Here is a 22064-nt window from a genome sequence, read left to right on the forward strand (position 1 = left end):
GATAAAGGGGAAGTTAAATGTCGGCAGATACGAACACAATATAGAGATGCATTGTAAAAGTTAACGAGATGACAAAGCAGAATTAAATCACGACGGTGAGGTTATAGCTTTGAAACAGCTGCGCCAAATTATCTAAGCTTTCTTGGCTCGGTGGTTTGGTATCGGCCAACTCATAAGTGTCATTGTATTGCAGCCACTTATATGAGCCAGTGTCGTGATAAGGTAATAGCTCTAAACGTTCAATATTTGGCATTGGCGCAATGAATTCGGCCAATAGTTTTGCCGATGCTTCATCATCACTATAACCTGGCACGATCACGTAGCGGATCCAAGTCGGTTTGTTAATCTGTGCTAGGTGCTGAGCAAAGGCAATGGCGTAACGGTTACTGACTTTAGTTAAGTCACGATGAATTTCACGATTCATTTGTTTTAAGTCCAGTAACACTAAATCGGTCACGGCTAACAAATCATCTATTGTTTGGTTGTGATTACGGACAAAACCGTTGGTATCAAGGCAGGTATGTATGCCTTCAGCTTTACAGGCCTTAAAAAGCTCAGTGACAAACGGGGCTTGTAATACGGGTTCGCCGCCAGATACGGACACGCCGCCACCTGAAAACTTGAAGAATTGCTTATAGGTGCGAATTTGCGCCATCAGTTGCTCAACCGTGAGCTGCTGACCAATGTCTTCATCCCAGCTGTCACGGTTGTGACAATATTTACAGCGCATTAAGCAGCCCTGCATAAAAATGATAAAACGCAGACCAGGACCATCAAAGGCACCGCATGTTTCTACTGAATGAATACGACCAAGTAGTTCAGACACTATGTTACCTCTTACTGATTACCTTACTTATCAATACTCCATTACAGCGGATATGGATTAAAAAAGGGTGGTTATCTTGGTTTGTTCAATAAGCCACCCTTTAAATCACTGATTACATGTGATCGACAAAGGTACGATTTACCACGTCCAGTTGCTGCTCTTTGGTTAGCGAGTTAAAGCGCACCGCGTAACCTGAGACACGTATGGTAAGTTGTGGATACTTAGATGGGTTTTGCATTGCATCTAATAACATCTCACGATCGAGCACGTTAACGTTAATGTGCTGACCGCCTTCGGTGTCACTATCGTGATGGAAGTAGCCATCGAGCAGCGCTGCAAGGTTCCGTTGCTTACTGTTGTCATCTTTACCTAGGGCATTTGGTACCATAGAGAAGGTATATGAAATACCATCTTTTGCTGAACTAAATGGTAATTTCGCCACTGAGCGCAGTACCGCGAGAGCCCCTTTGGTATCTCGGCCGTGCATTGGGTTGGCACCCGGTGCAAACGGCGCACCGGCTTTACGACCGTCAGGGGTTGAGCCTGTTTTCTTACCGTAGACAACGTTCGAGGTGATGGTCAATACAGATTGGGTCGGTGTCGCTTTGCGATACATAGGTATGCGTGCAACTTTCGCCATAAACTCTTCAACCAACTGGCAAGCAATATCGTCAACACTATCGTCATTGTTGCCAAACGCAGGGAATTCACCTTCAATCTCAAAATCAATGGCAACGCCTTGCTCATTTCGAATTGGTTTGACTTTGGCAAACTTGATTGCTGATAAGCTATCAGCAGTGACCGATAAACCAGCGATACCGCAGGCCATGGTGCGTTCAACATCACGATCATGCAACGCCATTAGTGATGCTTCGTAGCTGTATTTATCGTGCATTAGGTGAATACAGTTTAACGCCATAACGTAATTCTTAGCTAACCAGTCAGTCACCTGATCGAAGTTGGCTTTGACGGTGTCGTATGACAATACTTCGTCGGTAATTGGCGCCATTTTCGGACCAACTTGGGTGCCGAGTTTCTCGTCAATACCACCATTGATTGCGTACAGCAATGCTTTTGCTAAGTTGGCGCGGGCGCCAAAAAACTGCATTTGCTTACCGACAATCATCGGGCTCACACAACAAGCAATCGCATAATCGTCGTTGTTAAAATCAGGGCGCATTAAGTCGTCGTTTTCGTATTGAATAGAGCTGGTATCAATCGATACTTTAGCGCAGTAGTTTTTAAAGTTTGCTGGCAGTTGCTCTGACCACAATACGGTAATGTTCGGCTCTGGGCTAGCACCCATGGTATATAAGGTATTAAGGAAGCGGAAACTGGTACGCGATACTAAAGTACGACCGTCTACACCCATACCGCCGATTGATTCTGTTGCCCAAATAGGATCGCCTGAGAATAATTGATCATATTCAGGTGTACGTAAGAAACGCACCATACGTAATTTCATAACCAAATGGTCAACGAGCTCTTGCGCTTGTTGTTCGGTTAACTGACCACGTTTGATATCACGTTCAATGTAGATATCTAGGAAGGTCGATACGCGACCAAACGACATTGCCGCACCATTTTGCGATTTAATTGCAGCAAGATATGCAAAGTAAGTCCATTGAATCGCTTCTTTTGCATTTTTAGCTGGCACTGAAATATCGAAACCATAGCTTGCGGCCATGGTTTTCATGTCAGCTAACGCACGGTGCTGATCAAAGATTTCTTCACGTAAACGAATAATGCGCTCAACCTCTTCTGCAGAAGTCGCATCATATAAGTCTGCCTCTAAAGAAACGTGTTGATTGGCTTTGTCTTGCATTAAAAAGTCAATACCATAAAGTGCCACACGACGGTAATCACCAATGATACGGCCACGACCGTAGGCATCAGGTAAACCGGTGATAATGCCTGATTTACGCGCTTTTAAGATGTCTTTGGTATATACATCAAAAACCCCTTGGTTGTGGGTTTTACGGTATTTATTAAAGATTTCGCTAACTTGTGGCGATAACTTTTTGCCATACACTTCAGCACTAGTTTCCACCATACGGATACCACCATTACAAATGATGCCGCGTTTTAGCGGTTGATCCGTTTGTAAACCGACAATGGTTTCTAAGTCTTGGTTAATATAACCTGGGCCATGTGAAGTAATGGTCGAAGGGATCTCGGTATCAAAATCCAACGGTGCCATGGTTTCATTTTCTTTTTTGATACCTGCAGCAACTTTTTCCCACAAGGTGTTGGTGGCATCAGTTGGGCCCGCTAAAAAGCTTGCATCGCCTTCATACGGTGTGTAGTTTTTTTGAATAAAGTCACGGACTTTGACTTTTTCTTGCCATTCGCCGGGAGTAAAATCACTCCACGCGCTGTTTGGGTTGTCAGATTGCATACTAAGTGCTCCAATATCATAAACAAAATTGTTATCCATGGCTCATTAACTTGAGCCATGTTTAGTGAGCTGCTGGCTTACGTAAATAAATTGCCCAGTAAGTCAGAGCCACTAAAATGCCACCACCGATAATGTTGCCGATGGTGACAGGTAATAAATTATTAAGTAGAAAATCGCCCCAAGTGAGCTGGTAAAATTGTTCTATTTGCAGGCCGTTCTCAATCCAAAAGCTTTCTGGGGCAATGTTTTTGATAACGATCGCCATTGGGATCAAGAACATATTGGCGATACAGTGCTCAAAACCTGCGGTAACAAACATCGATATTGGCAAAACCAAAACGATCACTTTGTCGGTAACCGAGCGGGCGCCAAAAGACATCCAAATTGCTAAGCAGACCATTAAGTTACATAAAATGCCCAATGCTACTGCTTGCAAAAAATCATGCCCTAGCTTGGCTTTTGCTACGTAAAGGTAATTGGCACCGACGGCACCATTAGCTTGGAAATAGTGTTGTGAATAGAACATTAAGGCAACAAGAAACATGGCCCCGGTGAAATTACCAAGATAAACAATTGCCCAGTTTTTGATGAAGGCTTTGTTGCTAATTCGGCCACTGGCTCTGGCGACCGTGGTTAACACCGATGAGGTAAATAACTCCCCTCCACAAACCACGACGAGAATGATGCCGAGGCTAAAGGCGATGCCGCCAATAAACTTATTTAAACCATAAGGAAGTGCAACGCCACCGGTGGTGACACTAATATAGAAAACGAAGGCAATACCAATGAAGACCCCGGCAGTCAGGGCCAAAACAAATGCTGATAAGCCATCTTTATTGGCTTTTACCACACCGAGATCTTCGGCTTTTTTCGCCATGTCTGCTGGCAGGATGGCGTCAAACGGGTTGACTTGCATTTTTTTACCTTACTTTAACAATGTCGGAAACTTTCAGCCGAAACTGTCAAAAGTGATGGAGAATGATCAAATTGTAGTTGCTATATGTAATAAATTTAGCAAATGCTAATAATTTAATCTGTTAACAAGCGCGATTGAATTGTGGTAAATGTGTAATACGCTATTGGCGATCACCTGTGGTGATTAATAATAATGGTCTTCGTGATTGTGAACTTGTGGATCATCAATAAGTTCATCAATACCTACTTGTACGGCGTTATTACCGACCATATCTTCGATGTAAACTGTACGTGTTGTACCATCTATCCAGGTCACTCGACCACTGCCTTTCTCAGAGCTACATAACATGCCAATACGGATTTTATCAATGTCCATAATGCCCCCTTTCGGATAAGGTTGAACAATTGTCATAGCAATTGAAGAAATTACCGCACGAATCAGACGTGACGGACAGGCTCAGGTTAAGACTGCTTATTTTATAGACAAGGTTATACGCGGGGAGTTCAGCTTTTGATCAATCGTTGCAAAGATTATCGGGGGTTACGGCGTGAAGTTGATACCCAACGGTACGGCTTTTTGGGCACCCGTAACGGAGGGTAAGTTGGATGGAATTCGCTGATCAAAGGCATAAGCCAGCCATGCAAATACCAATGCCTCAAGGCTATCGCTTGGTATACCGAGTTTGTCAGCTCGGGTTACATTATGACGATACAATCGTTGCTCAAGCTGGCGCATCATCTCACTGTTATGAGCACCGCCCCCACAAATAATGACTTGGCTTTGCAGAGTTAACTTGTCTATTGCAAAGCCGATAGACTCAACGGTTAGTGATAACAATGTTGCTTGTACATCAGCAGGGCTGAGCGTTTGCTCGGTGAGTTGTTGGTCAAGCCAATCTAGATGAAAGTACTCTCTGCCACTACTTTTGGGGTATGGCTTATGAAAATAGGGATCGGCAAGCATGGTAGTAAGTAATGCGTTGTTTGTCACGCCGTCACTTGCCCAGCGGCCGTCTAAGTCCATCATATATTCTGCATTAGCGTGATGTTTGATATACCAATCATCGAGTAGCGCATTTCCTGGGCCAGTATCGAAGCCTACAACGTTTTTGTTTGTATCGGCAGGCAAATAAGTAATGTTACTGATGCCACCAATGTTGACGACGATGACATCGTGTTCACTGCCGGCAAACATTGCTTGGTGGTAAGCTGGTACGAGGGGGGCGCCTTGACCGCCAAGGGCTATATCTTTATCACGGAACTTACCAACAACGCGAATACCTGTGAGGCAGGCAAGGGTTTGATTACAGCCAATTTGCAAGGTGAAAGGCGAGTTAAATTCAGGTCGATGCCGCACCGTTTGACCATGATTACCGATGGCACAAATTTGCTCGGGCGCGAGATTGTGTTGCATGAGAAAGCTATTAATTGCTGCTGCGAAGTGATGAGCTAACTGTTTGTCCAGTTGTCCCAATAAATCGATTTCGTTAAAGCCAGGCGTATACAGCTGTTGGATTTGTTGACGCAGCTTTGCGTCGTATGGTTGATAATAACTGGCCTTTAGCTGATGACCGGTTTCGGTAAATTGCACCAGAGCTAAATCGATACCATCGGCGCTGGTACCAGACATAAGGCCGATATATAGGTTGTCGGCCTTGTTCATCATCTGCTTACTCAGCAACGTCAACCGTGTCGCCACCTGTAGCTGCGACTAAGGTTTGTTTAGAGCCTTCTAACTGGGCAAACATTTGTTGCGCCATTTGCTCAAATTTACCACGGTGTTTTTTACCGATAGGCTCTGCGTCCGGTAATTTAACCGTACGTGGATTGCGGTGCACACCATTAAGCAGGAATTCATAGTGTAAATGCGGTGCTTGTGACAGTCCTGTCGAGCCCACTAAACCAATGATATCACCCTGTTTAACACGCTGACCTTTTTTCACTTTACGTTTGGAAAAGTGTAAGTACTTAGTGACGATGTTATTAGCGTGCTGAATAAACACATAATGACCATTATATTTGTTATAGGTCGAGGCAATAACTCGGCCATTACCAGCTGCTTTTACCGGCGTACCTTTGGGGGCTCGGTAGTCGGTACCATTATGTGCTTTATAGCGTTTTAATATTGGATGATAGCGTTTCGGTTTAAAGTTTGAGCTGATGTATTGGAAACTAACCGGCGCACGTAAAAACGATTTGCGCATGCTATTACCTTGCTCATTATAATATTCGCCATCGTCAAAACGAATGGCTTTAAAGACTTCACCTTGGTTAATAAACTCGGCCGCTAAAATATTACCGTGGCCGACAAATTCACCATCAATGTATTGATCTTCAAACATTACGGCAAAGCTGTCGCCTTCACGAATGTCTAAAGCAAAATCGACATCCCAGCCAAAAATATTAGCCAAATTCATAATTTGGCTATTGGTTAGGCCAGCTTTAAGCGCAGCGTTCCAAAAGTTGCTAGTGATGGTCGCTTGGGCATAGCCGATACGTGTATCGACTTGTTTTTCAACAACATCGCTGACAATACCACCGTCTAGATTATTAATAAGTAACGTTTCTGTTGTTGATAATGGGTACTTAACTGCAGCAAACTCACCGAATTCATCACTGGGAATTTCCAGCTTATCGCCTACCTTTAAGGTTCTGAAAATATTACCGTGCTCACTGTTACTCACCGCATGTGTGGTTTGCGCGTCATAACCTAAGCGATTAAATATTTTTGCTAGGGTATCACCGCTTTTTACGGTGGTTTTTTGCCAGTTTAATTGGCTTGGCTTTTGCTCTGCGACTTGCGATAGTTGCTGTTGGGTCGTTTCAGGAATGGTTAAACGATAGGTTTTACCAACCTCAAAAGCAGGCATTGTAGCCTGCGTCGAAGACACTGCTTTTTGACTCGGTAAAAGCAGCAAAATGGCGATAAAAAAGACACCTAAAACAATTAATAACTGGTGCTTTTTGGGTAGCGCTGAAAATAAATTTGTTATTTTTATCAAATTGTTACTGGCTTGCATTAATAAACATCTACAACTACACGCTACGACTATAGCAAAAAAATTAAAAAACTCGCAACTGCGGGGTTTTCACTAACCGCTATTTTGCAGTAAAATCTGCGCCATTGTACAAATTTAATCCCATCGACATCAAGCTAATTTTTAGCCAATGAGCGCAGGGAAAATGCATTAATCAGCGAAAAGGCAACAGCATGACCGATATTCAGCAGGCGTTTGACGAATTGAAACGCGGCGCAGAAGAGATTCTGCTAGAAGATGAACTTCTGGAAAAACTTAAAACAGGTAAGCCACTTAAGATCAAAGCAGGTTTTGATCCAACGGCACCAGATTTGCACTTAGGTCATACTGTTTTAATCAATAAGCTGCGTCAGTTTCAGCAGCTAGGGCACGAAGTAATTTTCCTTATCGGTGATTTTACTGGCATGATTGGTGACCCAACCGGTAAAAACGTAACTCGTAAGCCGTTAAGCAAAGAAGATGTTCTTGCCAATGCTGAAACCTACAAAGAGCAAGTGTTTAAGATCTTAGATCCAGCAAAAACACGTGTTGAGTTTAACTCGACTTGGATGGAAGCACTTGGTAGCGCAGGTATGCTTAAATTGGCGTCTCGCCAAACTGTTGCTCGTATGATGGAACGCGATGACTTTAAAAAGCGTTATAAAGAAGGTCAGGCGATTGCTATCCATGAGTTTATGTATCCACTTGTACAAGGCTGGGACTCAGTCGCTCTAGAAGCGGATGTTGAGCTTGGTGGTACCGATCAAAAGTTCAACCTATTAATGGGCCGAGAGTTACAAAAAGCCGAAGGTCAGCGTCCACAAACCGTTTTAATGATGCCATTACTTGAAGGGTTAGACGGCGTGCAAAAGATGTCTAAGTCGTTAGGTAACTATATTGGTATTACCGACGCGCCAAATGATATGTTTGGTAAAGTAATGTCAATCTCAGATGATTTAATGTGGCGTTACTACGACTTATTAAGCTTTAGACCATTAAGCGAAATTGACGCATTTAAACAGCAAGTTGCTGATGGCGCTAACCCGCGTGATATCAAGATTGCTTTGGCGAAAGAAATTATCGCTCGTTTCCATGACGAAGCAGCCGCAGAAGCCGCACACCAAGAATTTATTAATCGTTTTCAAAAAGGTGCTATGCCTGAGGACATGGAAGAAAAAACGATTGCAACCGAAGATGGCAGCATAGCCCTAGCTAACTTGTTAAAAGAAGCTGGTTTAGTGGCAACCACTTCTGATGCTCGTCGTATGGTGAAGCAAGGCGCTGTGAAAATTGACGGTGAAAAAGCGACTGACGCAATGCAGGCATGTGCTGCAGGCAGCACAGCGGTTTACCAAGTAGGTAAACGTAAATTTGCAAAAGTAACGCTAAGCTAAACGATATGCCGGTAGGCGTTTATTGTTAACCATTAAATCCAAAGGCCAGTTTATATAACTGGCCTTTTTTATGGCTAGGCATTTGTTGGGATTTCACGTAGATTAATGGGAATAAACAATAAGTGGTAAATGGTATGTATTTTAGGTGGATATTCATTGTTCTTAGCGTAGTATGGGGCTCAGCTTGCAGTAATCAAATTAAACCCCAGTTAATGGCCGGCTATGATTTTAATCGCGTGTCCAGCTATGGCCTATATCCTCGCGATTCTGATTTTACTCAATTACAAAGTTTGCCATATTATCAACGCAGTCGAATAGAAATCGCCATCGAAAACAAGATGCATGACTTAGCGATGAATTATCAACCGGTCGAGCAAGCTGACGTCATCATTACCTACTTTGTGGTTCAATCAGATCCGAGTGAGCTCTGGCAATATAACAAGCAAGTGCGTGCCTGCCTTGGTTGCACGAGCAAGGAGCAGCGCCAGTTAACCAAAGGGCTTCGCTCATCGACATTAATTATTGATATCCTTGATGGTCAAACAGAACGCTCTGTATATCGTGCGTTTAGCAAACTTGAGCTTAACCCTAAAGATAACAGCGATGAACAACAACAAATGATTGTTGCAGCGGTCGATAATATCTTAAATCAACTCCCCAATAAGCGATAAGCGAGGTACAATAGGGGAAGTTGAAAATAATGCACAAAGAGTAGCAAATGACCCTACCTAATGATGAGCACGGCAGTATATTAGCCGAGATGCAAGAAGCTGGCATCGATTTAAGCCAACCTATTGATGTGGTTTTCTATCAGTTATTTGAACAAGAAGATAATGCGCGAGCGTTAGCTGCTGACATTGAACAAAGCGATATGCAAGCTAGCGTTAAAGTTCATGCTGATCAGACGCCTGGCGTTTGGGATGTTGATTGCACGATCCAAATGATCCCAAGCTACGAAAATATTGTGGCAATGGAAGAAAAATTTGAAAAGCTTGCACGAAAATTCGATGGCTACAACGATGGCTGGGGTGTGGAGTGTGACGGTTAAATCTAGCTTGCTTGGTAGTCGTCAGTATTATTAAGGACTGGTGTCGTCATCAAAATTGAAAGCGGGCAACGACATATTCCAGTAAATACTCGCTAATCGCAACATCAGAGCACAGAGCATGGCAATAGTGCCTGCGATGGGTTCACTCAACTGTAAATAATCTAATAGCACAAATATGCTACTGCCCAGTAAGGCGGCGGTAGCATATATTTCCTGCCTTAAAATAAGTGGAATTTGATTGCAAATAATATCGCGGATCATGCCACCCGCTACCCCCGTCATCGTGCCGAGAATAATTGCGGCAGTCATGGTCTGCTCATACGCTAACGCTTTTTGGGTGCCGAGGACGGCAAACAAAGCTAAACCAAACGCGTCAGCCACTAACATAAAGCGTCTTGGTACGTGTTTCGGTTCACGAACAAGAATGATGGTGATCAAGGATGTGGCTAATATCGCGAAAATATATTCGGTTTGCACAGTCCAAAATACTGGCACGCCGATAATAATATCGCGGATGGTACCGCCACCGACGGCGGTGATTGCGGCAAGGACGATTACGCCAAAAGGATCAAGGCGGTAGCGACCAGCAACCAAGGCACCTGATAGGGCAAACACAATTACACCGAATAAGTCGGCAAGATAAACGAAGGTGCTCAGGTGCTCGCTAACCGCGATATCGGTCACGTGATTATGGCTCGTTATTGCTGCTCTTTTTGTTCAGGGCGTTGATTTTTACGCCATAACTGCATATCACCCTCAAGGTGAGTGAGATTGCTAAAGCCAAGCTTTGTTAGCTCGTCGATGGCGATACCAGCACGACGACCAGAGCGACAATAGACGACAATATTTTGCTCTTTATATTGGTTAAGGATCTCTAGATTGTCGCTCAGCTGACGAAAATCAATATTGATGGCTCCTGCGATATGGCCTTGCTGATATTCTTCTTCACTGCGCACGTCGAGTAGTAAAAATGGCAATTGAGACTGTTGCATCGCAATTAATTGTTGTTGGGTTATTTGCTCGGGTAACTCGGCAGAGCTATCCGCAAAACTGAATGTGCTAAACAACAGTGAAGATAGCAACAATAGGGTGATGGTGAGTTGTTTCATAAGAACCTCTTAGTTTAGGTAAAAACGTATCTAAACAATACTGTTATCATTCATGGGTTTAATGCTTAAAGCAATAGATTTTTTGCCAAGAATACCAATCCACTGAAATTGCTCTGAACAGACTAAATGTTTATGCGAATAGGTATAAGCCATTACCAACTAGTTTAATTGAAAAAAAATCCTGAACAAGTTCAGGATTTTTCTAAAGGGTTGGCGCTTGTTAACTAAGCGGCCTAGCGAACGAGTTAATCAGTCGTTCTCGACGTTGCTTGAGTACAATAATTTGCCAATATTAGCTAAGCTGTTTGCCTTTTAGTGCTTCAAGCATGTTCAAGACAAGTTCTGATGAGTTAACCGATGCCGTTTCAAGGTATGCTTCAAACGAGGTTGGTGACTCTTTACCCGCTATATCGCTCATTGAGCGAATAACCACGAATGGTACATTTAATTGATGACACGTTTGTGCAATGGCTGCGCCTTCCATTTCAACGGCAGCCATATTAGGGAAGTTGGCTCGTGCTTTGGCAATATCATCATCTTTGGTCATAAAGGTATCACCCGTGGTGATTTGTCCCGTTAAGGTTTGAATGCCATCAAGCTTATCAATACCTGATTGTGCTGCCTCTACTAACATGGGGTGTGGCGTGAATGCCGCAGGCATGCCGGGTAATTGACCAATTTCGTAGCCAAAGGCTGTGACATCAGCATCGTGGTGGCGAACTTCAGAGCTGATAACGATGTCACCAACACGTAATGATTGATCAAAGCCACCAGCGGAACCGGTATTAACAATGTAATCTGGTGCAAACTTTTCGATCATCAGTACCGTTGCGATGCTTGATGCGACTTTACCGATACCAGATTGAACTAAAACAATCTCAGTGCCATTAATCTCACCGGTGTAAAAGGTGTAGCCAAAATGGGTATGTTCCGCCAAATTATTTAATTTGCTTTTTAAAATGGCGATTTCTGGCTGCATAGCGCCGATAATGCCTGCTTTCATAGTGAATTTCCGTTGTTAAAAAAGGTGACTTAATAAATACCTAAATAATGCGGCAATTATAGTGAGTTTCTTAATAAAACCAAGTCTTGTTGTCACTAAATAATGCGTTGCGAAACCTGTTTTTCAAGCAATACGGCGATAGATTTTGATGTTGGTGTATCAGAACGATCGCCGACGCTATCAAGTGGTATTAATGGGTTGGTTTCGGGATAATAAGCAGCGACATTTCCTTGTGGTATATCGTAAATATGCACTTTAAAGTTTTCGACCTTACGCTCAATGTCATCAGGCCATAGCGAACGAATGGTGACAATATCGCCATCGCAAAGATTCTGAACTTTGGCGTCTTTGGCGTTTACAAACACGACATTTCGACCACCTGATATACCACGGTAGCGGTCATTCATACCATAAATCGTGGTGTTGTACTGATCATGGGAGCGCAACGTTTGCATGGTTAATAGTCGCTGTTTTTGCTGCTTGTTCATCGCTAAATGATCAAGCGCGATGATCTCATTAGGCAATGGCAATGCACTGAATAATGCTTTACCTGCTTGGTTTAACCAACGATGTTCAGCAGCACTATTGCCTAGATAAAAGCCACCAATATGGTCTAAGCGTTGTTCATAATCATTAAATTCAGGCAACGTTGCCGAGATGAGTTGACGAATGTTTTTATAGTCAGCGGCTAATTCAGACCAATCAATAATGTCATTACCTAACACCGCGTTGGCAATACCCGCGATAATGGCGACTTCTGACTTAAGCGCTGTTGATACCGGAGCTACATTGCCTTGTGAGGCGTGCACCATGGAAAAGGTATCTTCGACGGTTATGTATTGCGCTCCAGACTTTTGTTGGTCGATTTCTGTTCGGCCTAAGCATGGCAATATCAGAGCTTCACCACCCGTGTATAAATGGCTGCGATTGAGCTTAGTGGCAATTTGCACGTTCAGTTCGGTATTACTCAGTGCCTGGTAAACTCGCTTGCTATCGGGGGCTGCTTGGGCAATATTGCCACCAAGACTGATGAATATCTTACTTTGTTTTGCTAACAGAGCCTTTAGGGCATGGTAGACATTGTGACCATGGTCGCCTGCCACCGGTGCACCAACTACGCTGGCTAATCGCTCGATAAACACTTGCGGTGGCTTTTCATTAATACCCACAGTACGGTTACCTTGCACATTACTGTGACCACGTACTGGACACAAACCTGCACCAGGCTTACCAATATGACCACCGAGTAATTGCAAGTTGGTCATTTCTTGAATGGTCGCGACTGAATGTTTGTGCTGGGTGATCCCCATCGCCCAGCAACAAATAACCTTGTCACTGCTCGCCCAAATTTTTGCAACTTGCTCTAATTCTGCTTGACTAAGCCCTGATTGATCGCAAATTTGTTGCCAGCTCGTGGCGGTAACTTGTTGAATATATTCATCAAGGTTAGAAGTGTGCTGACGAATAAACTGCTCGGCAAAAACGCTGTCGCTACCGGTTTGTTGACGATGTTCGTCCATAGCCAATAGTGCTTTTACTATGCCTCGCACCGCAGCCATATCACCACCTAATTTAGGGGTATAGTAAGCATGACTGATATTGGTTGCTTTCGGTGTCAATAGCTCTAGGGGATCTTGTGGGCTAGCAAATCGCTCAAGCGCCACTTCTTTTAAATTGTTAAAGGTAATGATTTTACAGCCATTACGAGCCGCTTTGCGTAAGGCGTTTAGCATCCGAGGGTGATTTGAACCAGGGTTTTGGCCAAAGACAAAAATGGCATCGGCGAGCGAAAAGTCTTTCAAGGTGACGGTACCTTTACCAACGCCAATCGATTCTTTTAACGCGACACCACTGGCTTCATGGCACATATTCGAGCAATCTGGGAAATTACTGGTGCCATATAATCGGCCAAATAACTGATAGATAAATGCAGCTTCATTTGACGCTCGACCTGAGGTGTATAACTCTAATTGATTTACGTTTTCAAGCCCATTTAGATGCTTAGCAATTAACGCAAAGGCATCTTTCCAGCTTATGGGTTGGTATTGATCTGCGGCTTCGTTGTAGCGCAGTGGTTCGGCTAAGCGGCCTTGGTACTCTAGCCAGTAGTCGCTTTGTTTACGTAAGCTACTCACACTGTGTTCGGCAAAGAAATCTGCACCAACGGTTTTGGTGGTCGACTCCCATGCAATAGCTTTTGCGCCATTTTCACAAAACTGGACTAAGCCTTGTTTTTCATCCCCCCAAGCGCAACCCGGACAATCAAAGCCCTTATCTTGATTAGCCTTTAACAAGCTTTTAATGTTGGTGCTGGGTTGTTGACTCTGCACTATGCTTTTTAAGGTAGATTTAAGCGAGTTAATGCCACCTGCTTTGGCGGGTTTCGTTGTGAATTTTACCTGCTGGCGTTGTTTATCCATGACAAAAATATCTCTTAACCATAATAATTATAGTGCCGCAATGGCGCTTTAGATCGCTAGATGTAGATGAGTTGCTCTAAAAAAAGCGTATAAAAAAGCCAATTGAGTTATCACCATGAGGGCTTCTAACTAATTGGCTAGTGTCAGTAAATAGCTTGTATTTAAGGTATTAAATTAAGCAGGGTAGGCCGCTTTTAAACCTTGATATACATTACTTTGAAAATCGTCGCTGTTGGTATCTAACGTGCTAACTAGTTCTGCAAGTACTTCATTATCTTCTTTTCCGTGCCACACCTTAATATAGCTACCATCTTTGTAGCCGTGATCTTGACGGAAAAAGTTAAGGGTATTTTTGCCAACGTATTGACGGAACAGATCTTCTAAATCCATGTTCATCAAACGCATACATGCTGCAAAACTGTGTGCATCGAATGCTTTATTAGTTACTGCTGCGCTCGCTAAGTCTTCCAGTGCTAATTTAAAGTCACTGTAACTTGCTGCTTTGTCACTGCTGATAAGGTCATTAGCCAATTCTTCAGCAATAACGTTTACGTCTGTTACTTGCATTAAGCGAAGGGCTAAGCCGAAGTGGAAAATATCAACCAATTCAAGCTGAACTTGAGCAACATCACATTCTTGATGTTTCCACCATTTCCAACCGTGGTGGTCGAGCATTTCAGCGCACTCAACCCAAATAGCGCGATACCATTCGTAATTATTGGCTCGCCACGTCTCGCTAACGCGAGTGTTCATAGCGTCTTGCATGGTAAGCATTTGTTTAATTTGCTTGATAGCGATAGATAAATCAGACATGAATGTTCCTGAAACTGTAATCATTTATTAGCGGTATATAGCGCCATAGTTTGCCCGAATTTTAGGGCAAAATACAGTAGTTATCGCAATTAAACCTCAAGCTGGTTGCAGTGTGAATTTAGCGTTTAGTGTTGCTCAACCATATGCTCTGGTAGGGCGCTAAGATGATTAGTTGATGTACGTCGTTGTATCCTGTACCGCTGATTAAGTCAGTCCAAGTATCAAGTTCAATCAAGTTCAAGTCGCTTAATAACAGCTTTTGCGGTTGGTCAGTAACATTATTAACGGCAAATATGCTTTGCTTGCGATCAATACTTTGTCGCCAAAAGGCAAACAAATGAACACCTAAGTGCAGGGTGTACTGGGTTGCATTAGGATGGAACGCGGGTTGTTTTTTACGAATAGCAATCAGCCTGTTTAGGTGCTCAAGGACCTGCGCATGTTGACTATAGGGGTTGTCTAGTAGTGCACTAAGTTGTGGATAGTCCCATCGATGTCGATTTATAGCGCGGTTTTGATTACTTAATCGCACCTTATCGTGGTCATTATTGGTCGCGATAAAACTGTGAATATAAATCGCCGGAATCCCTTCAATGGCAAGCATAATCGCATGCGCACAAATAAAGCGGGCAATTTGCAAACTGTCATGGCCTTTAATGGTGCCAGATAAGGCATCAAATAGGGCGATGTTGATCTCATAGGGCTGGTTTTTGCCACCTTTTAACGCGCGCCAACTGACACGACCACCAAAATTGATCATGGTATTGATCATCTCATCGATTTCTTGTTGGCTAAGTATGCCTTCGACAGGGCGCAGCCCAATACCATCATGAGAAGCGATGAAGTTAAAATATGCTGTACCATTTTGCGCTGGGGGCAGTGACATTAACCATGTTTTTAGATGGGCACAGTTGCCGGTTATTAGGGTATTAACCAATAACGGAGGCAGGGAGAAATTATATATGGCATGAGCTTCGTTGGCATTGCCAAAATACATTAAGTTTTCCCGATTCGGGACATTGGTTTCTGTAATGATAATGGCATCATGGCGATAGTGTTCAACCAGCAAACGCAACAGTTTAACTGCTTCATGGGTTTCTTTTAAATTGATGCAACTGGTACCTGGGACTTTCCATAAAAAAGCCACAGCATCAAAACGGAACACACTAATACCTTTATCAAGATAAAACTTTAGGATTGATGCGAATTCAATTAATACCTTGGGGTTGGTAAAGTCAAAATCGACCTGATCGTGGCTAAATGTGCACCACACATAACGTGTGCCATCGGGGGTTTCAACTTCTTTTAATAAATCATGAGTTCTTGGCCTGACAACCTGACTCGTGTCAGTATTGGGCGCGACATGGAAGAAAAAGTCTTTGCCGGGGTGCTTATTCGCTTTAAAGTTTTCAAACCAACCACTGCGTGCTGAACAATGATTTAGTACAACATCTGCCATCAACTTGTAATCTTGTGCTAATGATTGAATATCGGGCCAGTCACCAACACTATGATTAACTTGATAATAATCAATAACGGCGAAGCCATCATCAGAGCTATAGGGGTAAAAAGGTAGTAAGTGTATGGTGCTAACACTGTTTGACAAGTACGTATTTAAAAATTGATGCAACGTCGCAAGCGGGACTTGTTGTTCGTCGATAATGCTATCGGCGTAGCTAATTAAATATACATCGGCTTGATCCCAATGATTTTGATACGGCTCAGGCCCTAGAGCATCATCGGTTAACGTCATGGTCTTTAGTAGAGCATCGGCGATATCATCAAGCTTATCAGGGGAGTATAAATGACGCAGATGAGTCTTTATTCGAAACAGTAGGCCTTGACGGTTTTCTATTATGGGTTGATGCCCTGCGTCATTCATTATTGTTCCCCAAGCTGTCTGGCTACCGCAAGCCTTATGTGAGATCAGATCAAGCCGTTTTATCAAGGGCTCTTATTGTTGCGCTAAACTCTTCATGGTCTAGCTCAACAGCTTCTTTTAATCGTTCAAAAATATCCGGAATGGCATTAACCACGCGATTCCAGCTCGGAATAAATGGCGTTTCCATAGGATCTTCTAAAAACTTATGGCCGGCCTTTATGATGTTTTCAGCAAATAATTCCACCGCTTGTTCTTCTTTATGAATATCTAATTCAAGGCCGTTAATAATGGCATCGTTTTTATAGGTCTCAATAAAATCGAGGGCCATACGATAGTAGGTTGCTTTAATGGTACGGAAAGTGCCTGCATCAAACACCGTACCTTGAATGGCGAGTTTGCGAAACAGCGCTTTTGCAATATCGATAGACATTTTCGATAAGCCACCAGTTTCGTCATCTTTGCTCAGATTTTGATGCTTATGATCGTAAACATCGGCAATATCAACCTGACATAAGCGGTTGGTTGAGTAGTTACGATACATCTCGGCCAGTACGCCAATCTCTAACCCCCAGTCACTTGGGATTCGAAGATCGTTTAACACATCAATACGGAATGAGAATTCACCAGCTAAGGCATAACGATAACTGTCTAAATATTCGAGATATTCATCGTCTTTAACCAATTTTTTGAGTGCTCTAATTAATGGCGTTACCAGTAAGCGACTGACGCGGCCATTTAAGGTGCCGTTAGCGATGCGCGAGTAGTAGCCTTTACAAAATTCATAGTTAAATTTAGGGTTCGCGACAGGGTAGATAAGCCTTGCTAACATTTGTCGATCGTAAGTAAGAATATCGCAATCGTGCAGGGCAATCGACTCAACTTGGTTACATGCTAAGGTATAACCAAAGCAGTACCAAACGTTACGCCCTTTACCCAATTGCTCTGGCGCGAGACCTTTTTCTTTAAGCTCTTTATCAATCGCTTTTAAACGAGGACCATCATTCCATAACACCCTGTGGTGTTGCGGTAACTTGGAGAAAAATTGCAGAGCATGACGATACTGTGCTTCGTCGGCTCGGTCGAGGCCGATAACGATTTGCGACAGGTACGGTACTTTACATAACTCATCAATAATATTGGGTAATGCTTCGGTTTCAAGCTCACTATACAAGCTTGGTAACACTAAGCCCATCGGCCTTTTTTGGCTAAATTGACAAAGTTCTTGTTCAACTTCATCAATTGAACGCTTACCTAAGTTGTGTAATGTGGTGATCACACCGTTTTGATAAAAATCGCCCATGCTGTCTCCTTACTTACTGCAATGATTAAGAGGTTATGCTTCTAATAATTCAAGAATGGTATCGTTCCAACCTACCGGTCCTTGATAACGAGAGCGAATTAACCGAGGGTGTACATCGAGTACAGGGTTTTGGTGCGCAGGCGACTGAATAACAACAGCAATGTCAGCACGTTCTAACATGGCTTTATCATTGTCGCTATCACCTAGCGCTATAAGCGTTTTTTCACAATCATTTAAGGCATATAGTGCCTTTAGATAAGCTAATGGCTTGCCTTTATCGACCATGCCGATAAGGTGGACGAAGCGACCACCTTTAATGACATTAATACCAAATAATTGCATGTGTTTGGCAAAGCGTTCTACGCGACTAGGTTGGTCTTGCCATAGCAAAGGTTCTGAAAATTGACGCTCTTTGGCTTCAGCAGCTTGGTCTAAAGTAAGCCCGGTATAACGTGACAGCTCGCGCGTAGTCATTTGTGAAAAGCCAATAAAAGAAAACTTGTGTTCACTATTAAAGGTGGTTAAACGCGATAGAATTTCACTACGGTTTAACCCAAATTTATAGAGCCAATACGCGCCGGCATCGTAGCGTGGTACTTGGCTATCAAGCTCTTTAGCGAAGTAGCCCTTTGGCACGTATAAAGCCGAGCCATTTTCGATTATAAAAGGGTGGTTATTATCTAGCACTTTGGCTAAGCGTTCGGTTTCACCAAAGGTTTTGCTAGTGTTAAAAATAACCGGAATATTGGCTTTATCGCAATGCTCAAGTGCTGGTGCAGCTTTATGGAATTTATAGGTCGTATGATCGAGTAAAGTACCGTCTAAATCTGTGGCAATGATGTATTGACTCACCTGAAAACCCTCGAGTTGTTATTAGATACTAATAAATATAGGCAACATATGTACCAATGTGTAAGTCTATATTTTTTAAGGGCTACTCAAACAAAGCTTAAACAAAAGTAGAGTGAAAAACGTCCAGATTGGTGCATTGCACCATTGTGGTGAGGTTGTGTGAACTAATATCGAATTCCTCACTTGAGTACGGGCTCCGTCATCAATATGAGAATCTAAATTAATGGATTAAGTTTAATTGCTTAAAGTTTGTTAAAAACTCACAGCGATTTCAGTAAACGTTAAAATGCTCAGCAAGTTTCGTACAGCCAAGCTGTGGTAGCTCATAAATCCGAAAGACTGAACGGTTATTGTGTTATGAGGTGGGATGTACTTTTTCCAGTATAGGAGGCGTCTCTTTACGGCCGAGTTGTGCCATTAGGCGACATTAACAAATCTAGTTAATCTCTCCAATATTTGCCTGAAACCAATATAGTATTGATGTCTGGTTCGAATGCTTTTTCAGTGAATACTATTTGAGGCAAATCAGAAACTACTTCTCTAACTTGATTAACTAACAACTTGCTTGTATCAACCTTATTGTTACATCCTTGAGTGTACTGTAAGTAGATATATTGCTGCTTATCGCCTTGAATGGCAGAGCTTGGTGGGATAGCATTTTTATGGTTATTTTTAACGTACTGTCTAGTAAATTCATCACCAAAATTTGAAATAATTTTAGCTCTATCCTCAGCACTCTGCTCAGACCATTTAAGTTCTATTCTTGTAATACATTCAGAGCGGGAGGGGGCAATATTATCGGTACAACCAAATATAATGGTAGGCAGGCTTAGCAGTAAAATCCGTAACTTCATCTCTTCAAATCCTTTTAACACGGCTATGGCTAATTATCGCTCTTCAGAGACATAAATATTGAACATCATATAAGCGACAAGTGGTTCTCTCGAACTTTTTTGCCTATCTTTTCGATATAATAAGCTCCAAAGCCGAAAACTACCGCCAATGAAATCAAAGCCGACTCAGTAGGTGCAACTCCTAAAATCACGGGAAGTCGAGCTACTGTCGCGGCGAGAACACCAAGATAGGCATATGAAATGTAGTAATAGTGATTCACTAGCCAATTATTGTTTGGTTTTTTATAAGCATAATAATAACCAAGCAATACCCAGGTCAAATTCCACAATGCCAGCACCTGAAAGAAAGTGAAACCATATTTCGGCCAAAACGAGAAAGCCGATAGGTTAACTAGAATCATGCTTATAACGAAAACTTTTCCCAGTGTTGTATGAGAAATATCGCCTTTTCTACGGGCTAATACGAATGCTCCGGTGATTGTAGCAAGAATTGCTAATGCAGCATGAATAATTGTAATAAATGCCAATTTCCTTCCTTAGATTTGCTAGTCATTCTTTTATGCGAATGATTAAACTTGTATTTAGTTACTTTCCATGAAAATGGCCGTTGTTCGCTCATTACAGCCTCAGGCTCTTTAGTTAAATTACCCTATAGCATCGACTGATATAAACGAGTCATCACCTACACTCTAATATACAAATTTACTCGGATACTCAGATTTTCTGCTTGAGTATTACAAGTTGATTAATCACTGATACTACAACGATACAACTAAGTGAACCGTAGATTATTGGGGGAGTAATAAAATTGAAAACAAACCCCATGCTTGCATACTGGCTAATATCATCACCTTCAAAATAATCCAGGATAATATTTAGAGGCAAGATACCTAATAGCATGAAAAAATAAAACTGAATAGCGGCAAGAACCCCTTTCTTAATAGCTTCGAGCATTTTCATCATCACACCCAATTTTATTCAATACGCGTGTCTACAAATCGCTCTAAAGCGGCTAAATATTTATTGATTCACTCTTTGTTAAAGCGACGATATTAGATTAAAAGTAGTGCCTAATCAGTTTTATTTTTTCATCTTTAAATTCGAACAAAGTGACCAGTTTTTGTTTGTTGCTCTGCGCATCCATATTCCCTTCAGAATCTATACAGGGATGCAAATATTCGACAGTCACAGCGTTCAGTCCTTCTATGATGTTTGATACCTTAATATCGCACTTACCATATTTCCCTAAGTAGTAAAGTAGACCTGTCTTATATTCTTCTTTCGTTTGAACAGCATTGAAGCTAGGGTGTTCAAATGTCGCATCATCTGTTAATAGTGAAAGGAGCTCCTCTACATCACTCTCTTGAGAGCGCTTATGTTCAACTGCTTTTTGAGCATCAAAATATTCAGTAACTTTAGCGGTTAAGTTTTGTGCATAGCTAACAGTTGGGAGCAGCAACAACCCCATTATTCCATATTTTAAAATCATATTTATCTACCAATAATTAGTACTTCAGTTGGTTGTTAATTGTCTCTTGCTCACTTACAGCAGTCGTACAAGACTGCATCTTATTCAATAACTTACGCTATATAATCGAGCGACGCAAACTAGCCAAAATAATAACGGTAGGGTTGATTGGTTGCGGAGGTATAAATAAATGCATGTAAAAAAGCCTTCTATTAAAGGTGCAATAGAAGGCTTATTGATTTTAGCGCTTTAGGTCTGAGATGCCATCCATAGCGCATCTAGTTTCGATGTCTTTGGATGAAGCGATTTAGCTCGCTATTAGAACCATTACTTTAAGTTTGCTTCGGCATAGATCTGAATAGCGTTAGCAAAGTGTTCAGCGGTACCAATACCGTGCTGGTCAAATGCGGCTTTTTGATCGTTATCGTTGGCAATTGATTCAGCCATGTTTATAAAACGTTGGTAATCAACAACAATAGATTTACCTTGTAATTTGCTTAACGCAAAATTGGTATAGAACAGGTACTCTTTTACAATCGCTTGCATGTCATCTGAATCCGCTGCTAGGTTCTTGCACGTTGAAATTTTCATCATAACAGCATCGGCTTTTTCTTTCAGAGCCATGGTATCTTCCATACTCATGTTAGCCAGTTGCTCCATGCGCTCGTCAACTTTGTCATCACCAACACGCTCTCTGGCAAGTTGCTCTTGTTTTTCCAGCTCTGGGTTTTCTTGAAATTCGTTTTCAGTGGTCATTATTAACTC

General features: G+C 42.3%; 21 protein-coding genes. 3 read left to right on the plus strand and 18 right to left on the minus strand.

The features are described from left to right. Positions 1-82 precede the first annotated feature (82 nt). The 6 genes from pflA to ACAX20_RS02420 form a co-directional block, all read right to left on the minus strand. Positions 83-826: a pyruvate formate lyase 1-activating protein gene (pflA, locus tag ACAX20_RS02395; RefSeq protein ID WP_371188283.1), complete on the minus strand. Its 744-nt coding sequence runs from the start codon at positions 824-826 to the stop codon at positions 83-85. Between the two features lie 112 nt (positions 827-938). Further along, a complete protein-coding gene (gene pflB, locus ACAX20_RS02400; RefSeq protein ID WP_371189556.1) occupies positions 939-3224 on the minus strand; it encodes a formate C-acetyltransferase in 2286 nt (761 codons plus the stop codon). A 61-nt stretch (positions 3225-3285) separates the two neighbouring features. Further along, positions 3286-4140, minus strand: a complete 855-nt coding sequence (focA, locus tag ACAX20_RS02405; protein WP_371188284.1) for a formate transporter FocA — start codon at positions 4138-4140, stop codon at positions 3286-3288. A gap of 183 nt (positions 4141-4323) precedes the next feature. Further along, positions 4324-4515: a hypothetical protein gene (locus ACAX20_RS02410; protein ID WP_371188285.1), complete on the minus strand. Its 192-nt coding sequence runs from the start codon at positions 4513-4515 to the stop codon at positions 4324-4326. Between the two features lie 165 nt (positions 4516-4680). After that, positions 4681-5805, minus strand: a complete 1125-nt coding sequence (locus ACAX20_RS02415) for an anhydro-N-acetylmuramic acid kinase (RefSeq protein ID WP_371188287.1) — start codon at positions 5803-5805, stop codon at positions 4681-4683. Positions 5806-5809: 4 nt separating this feature from the next. After that, positions 5810-7009, minus strand: a complete 1200-nt coding sequence (locus ACAX20_RS02420) for a peptidoglycan DD-metalloendopeptidase family protein (RefSeq protein ID WP_409351153.1) — start codon at positions 7007-7009, stop codon at positions 5810-5812. Positions 7010-7350: 341 nt separating this feature from the next. Between ACAX20_RS02420 and tyrS the strand changes: the two genes are divergently transcribed. From tyrS to ACAX20_RS02435, 3 genes are all read left to right on the plus strand, one after another. Beyond that, positions 7351-8550, plus strand: coding sequence for a tyrosine--tRNA ligase (gene tyrS, locus ACAX20_RS02425; RefSeq protein ID WP_371188290.1), 1200 nt, complete (start codon positions 7351-7353; stop codon positions 8548-8550). A gap of 212 nt (positions 8551-8762) precedes the next feature. Continuing rightward, positions 8763-9221, plus strand: a complete 459-nt coding sequence (locus tag ACAX20_RS02430; protein WP_371189557.1) for a DUF4136 domain-containing protein — start codon at positions 8763-8765, stop codon at positions 9219-9221. 47 nt (positions 9222-9268) lie between these two features. Next, on the plus strand, positions 9269-9598 hold the full coding sequence (locus ACAX20_RS02435; protein ID WP_371188291.1) for a ribonuclease E inhibitor RraB: 330 nt from the start codon (positions 9269-9271) through the stop codon (positions 9596-9598). A 30-nt stretch (positions 9599-9628) separates the two neighbouring features. Here ACAX20_RS02435 and ACAX20_RS02440 read toward each other — a convergent pair whose 3' ends face one another. The 12 genes from ACAX20_RS02440 to ACAX20_RS02495 all read right to left on the minus strand — a co-directional run bounded on the left by ACAX20_RS02440 (position 9629) and on the right by ACAX20_RS02495 (position 22055). Then, complete coding sequence (locus tag ACAX20_RS02440) at positions 9629-10282, minus strand: trimeric intracellular cation channel family protein (RefSeq protein ID WP_371188292.1); 654 nt, start codon at positions 10280-10282, stop codon at positions 9629-9631. Between the two features lie 14 nt (positions 10283-10296). Continuing rightward, positions 10297-10707, minus strand: a complete 411-nt coding sequence (locus tag ACAX20_RS02445; RefSeq protein WP_371188294.1) for a rhodanese-like domain-containing protein — start codon at positions 10705-10707, stop codon at positions 10297-10299. 292 nt (positions 10708-10999) lie between these two features. After that, positions 11000-11710, minus strand: coding sequence for a 5'-methylthioadenosine/S-adenosylhomocysteine nucleosidase (gene mtnN, locus ACAX20_RS02450; protein WP_371188295.1), 711 nt, complete (start codon positions 11708-11710; stop codon positions 11000-11002). A gap of 95 nt (positions 11711-11805) precedes the next feature. Next, positions 11806-14130 (minus strand): FdhF/YdeP family oxidoreductase, encoded by a 2325-nt coding sequence (locus ACAX20_RS02455; protein WP_371188297.1) that lies wholly within the window; start codon positions 14128-14130, stop codon positions 11806-11808. A gap of 174 nt (positions 14131-14304) precedes the next feature. Further along, complete coding sequence (locus ACAX20_RS02460) at positions 14305-14943, minus strand: dUTP diphosphatase (protein WP_371188298.1); 639 nt, start codon at positions 14941-14943, stop codon at positions 14305-14307. 118 nt (positions 14944-15061) lie between these two features. Next, on the minus strand, positions 15062-16825 hold the full coding sequence (locus tag ACAX20_RS02465; RefSeq protein ID WP_371188300.1) for an alpha-amylase family glycosyl hydrolase: 1764 nt from the start codon (positions 16823-16825) through the stop codon (positions 15062-15064). A gap of 49 nt (positions 16826-16874) precedes the next feature. Next, positions 16875-18125, minus strand: a complete 1251-nt coding sequence (locus ACAX20_RS02470) for a glycosyl transferase (RefSeq protein WP_371188302.1) — start codon at positions 18123-18125, stop codon at positions 16875-16877. A gap of 33 nt (positions 18126-18158) precedes the next feature. Continuing rightward, the gene (locus tag ACAX20_RS02475; protein ID WP_371188304.1) at positions 18159-18977 is read right to left on the minus strand and encodes an HAD-IIB family hydrolase; all 819 of its coding nucleotides are present in this window, start codon (positions 18975-18977) and stop codon (positions 18159-18161) included. A 440-nt stretch (positions 18978-19417) separates the two neighbouring features. Beyond that, positions 19418-19852 (minus strand): hypothetical protein, encoded by a 435-nt coding sequence (locus ACAX20_RS02480; RefSeq protein ID WP_371188306.1) that lies wholly within the window; start codon positions 19850-19852, stop codon positions 19418-19420. Between the two features lie 44 nt (positions 19853-19896). Next, on the minus strand, positions 19897-20358 hold the full coding sequence (locus ACAX20_RS02485; RefSeq protein WP_371188308.1) for a DUF2306 domain-containing protein: 462 nt from the start codon (positions 20356-20358) through the stop codon (positions 19897-19899). A 530-nt stretch (positions 20359-20888) separates the two neighbouring features. Further along, entirely contained in the window at positions 20889-21320 is a 432-nt protein-coding gene (locus ACAX20_RS02490) for a nuclear transport factor 2 family protein (protein WP_371188310.1), read from the minus strand. A gap of 306 nt (positions 21321-21626) precedes the next feature. Then, positions 21627-22055 (minus strand): TipAS antibiotic-recognition domain-containing protein, encoded by a 429-nt coding sequence (locus tag ACAX20_RS02495; RefSeq protein WP_371188312.1) that lies wholly within the window; start codon positions 22053-22055, stop codon positions 21627-21629. Between the last annotated feature and the right edge of the window lie 9 nt (positions 22056-22064).

This window comes from Thalassotalea sp. Sam97 (genome assembly GCF_041379765.1).
GTDB lineage: Bacteria > Pseudomonadota > Gammaproteobacteria > Enterobacterales > Alteromonadaceae > Thalassotalea_A > Thalassotalea_A maritima.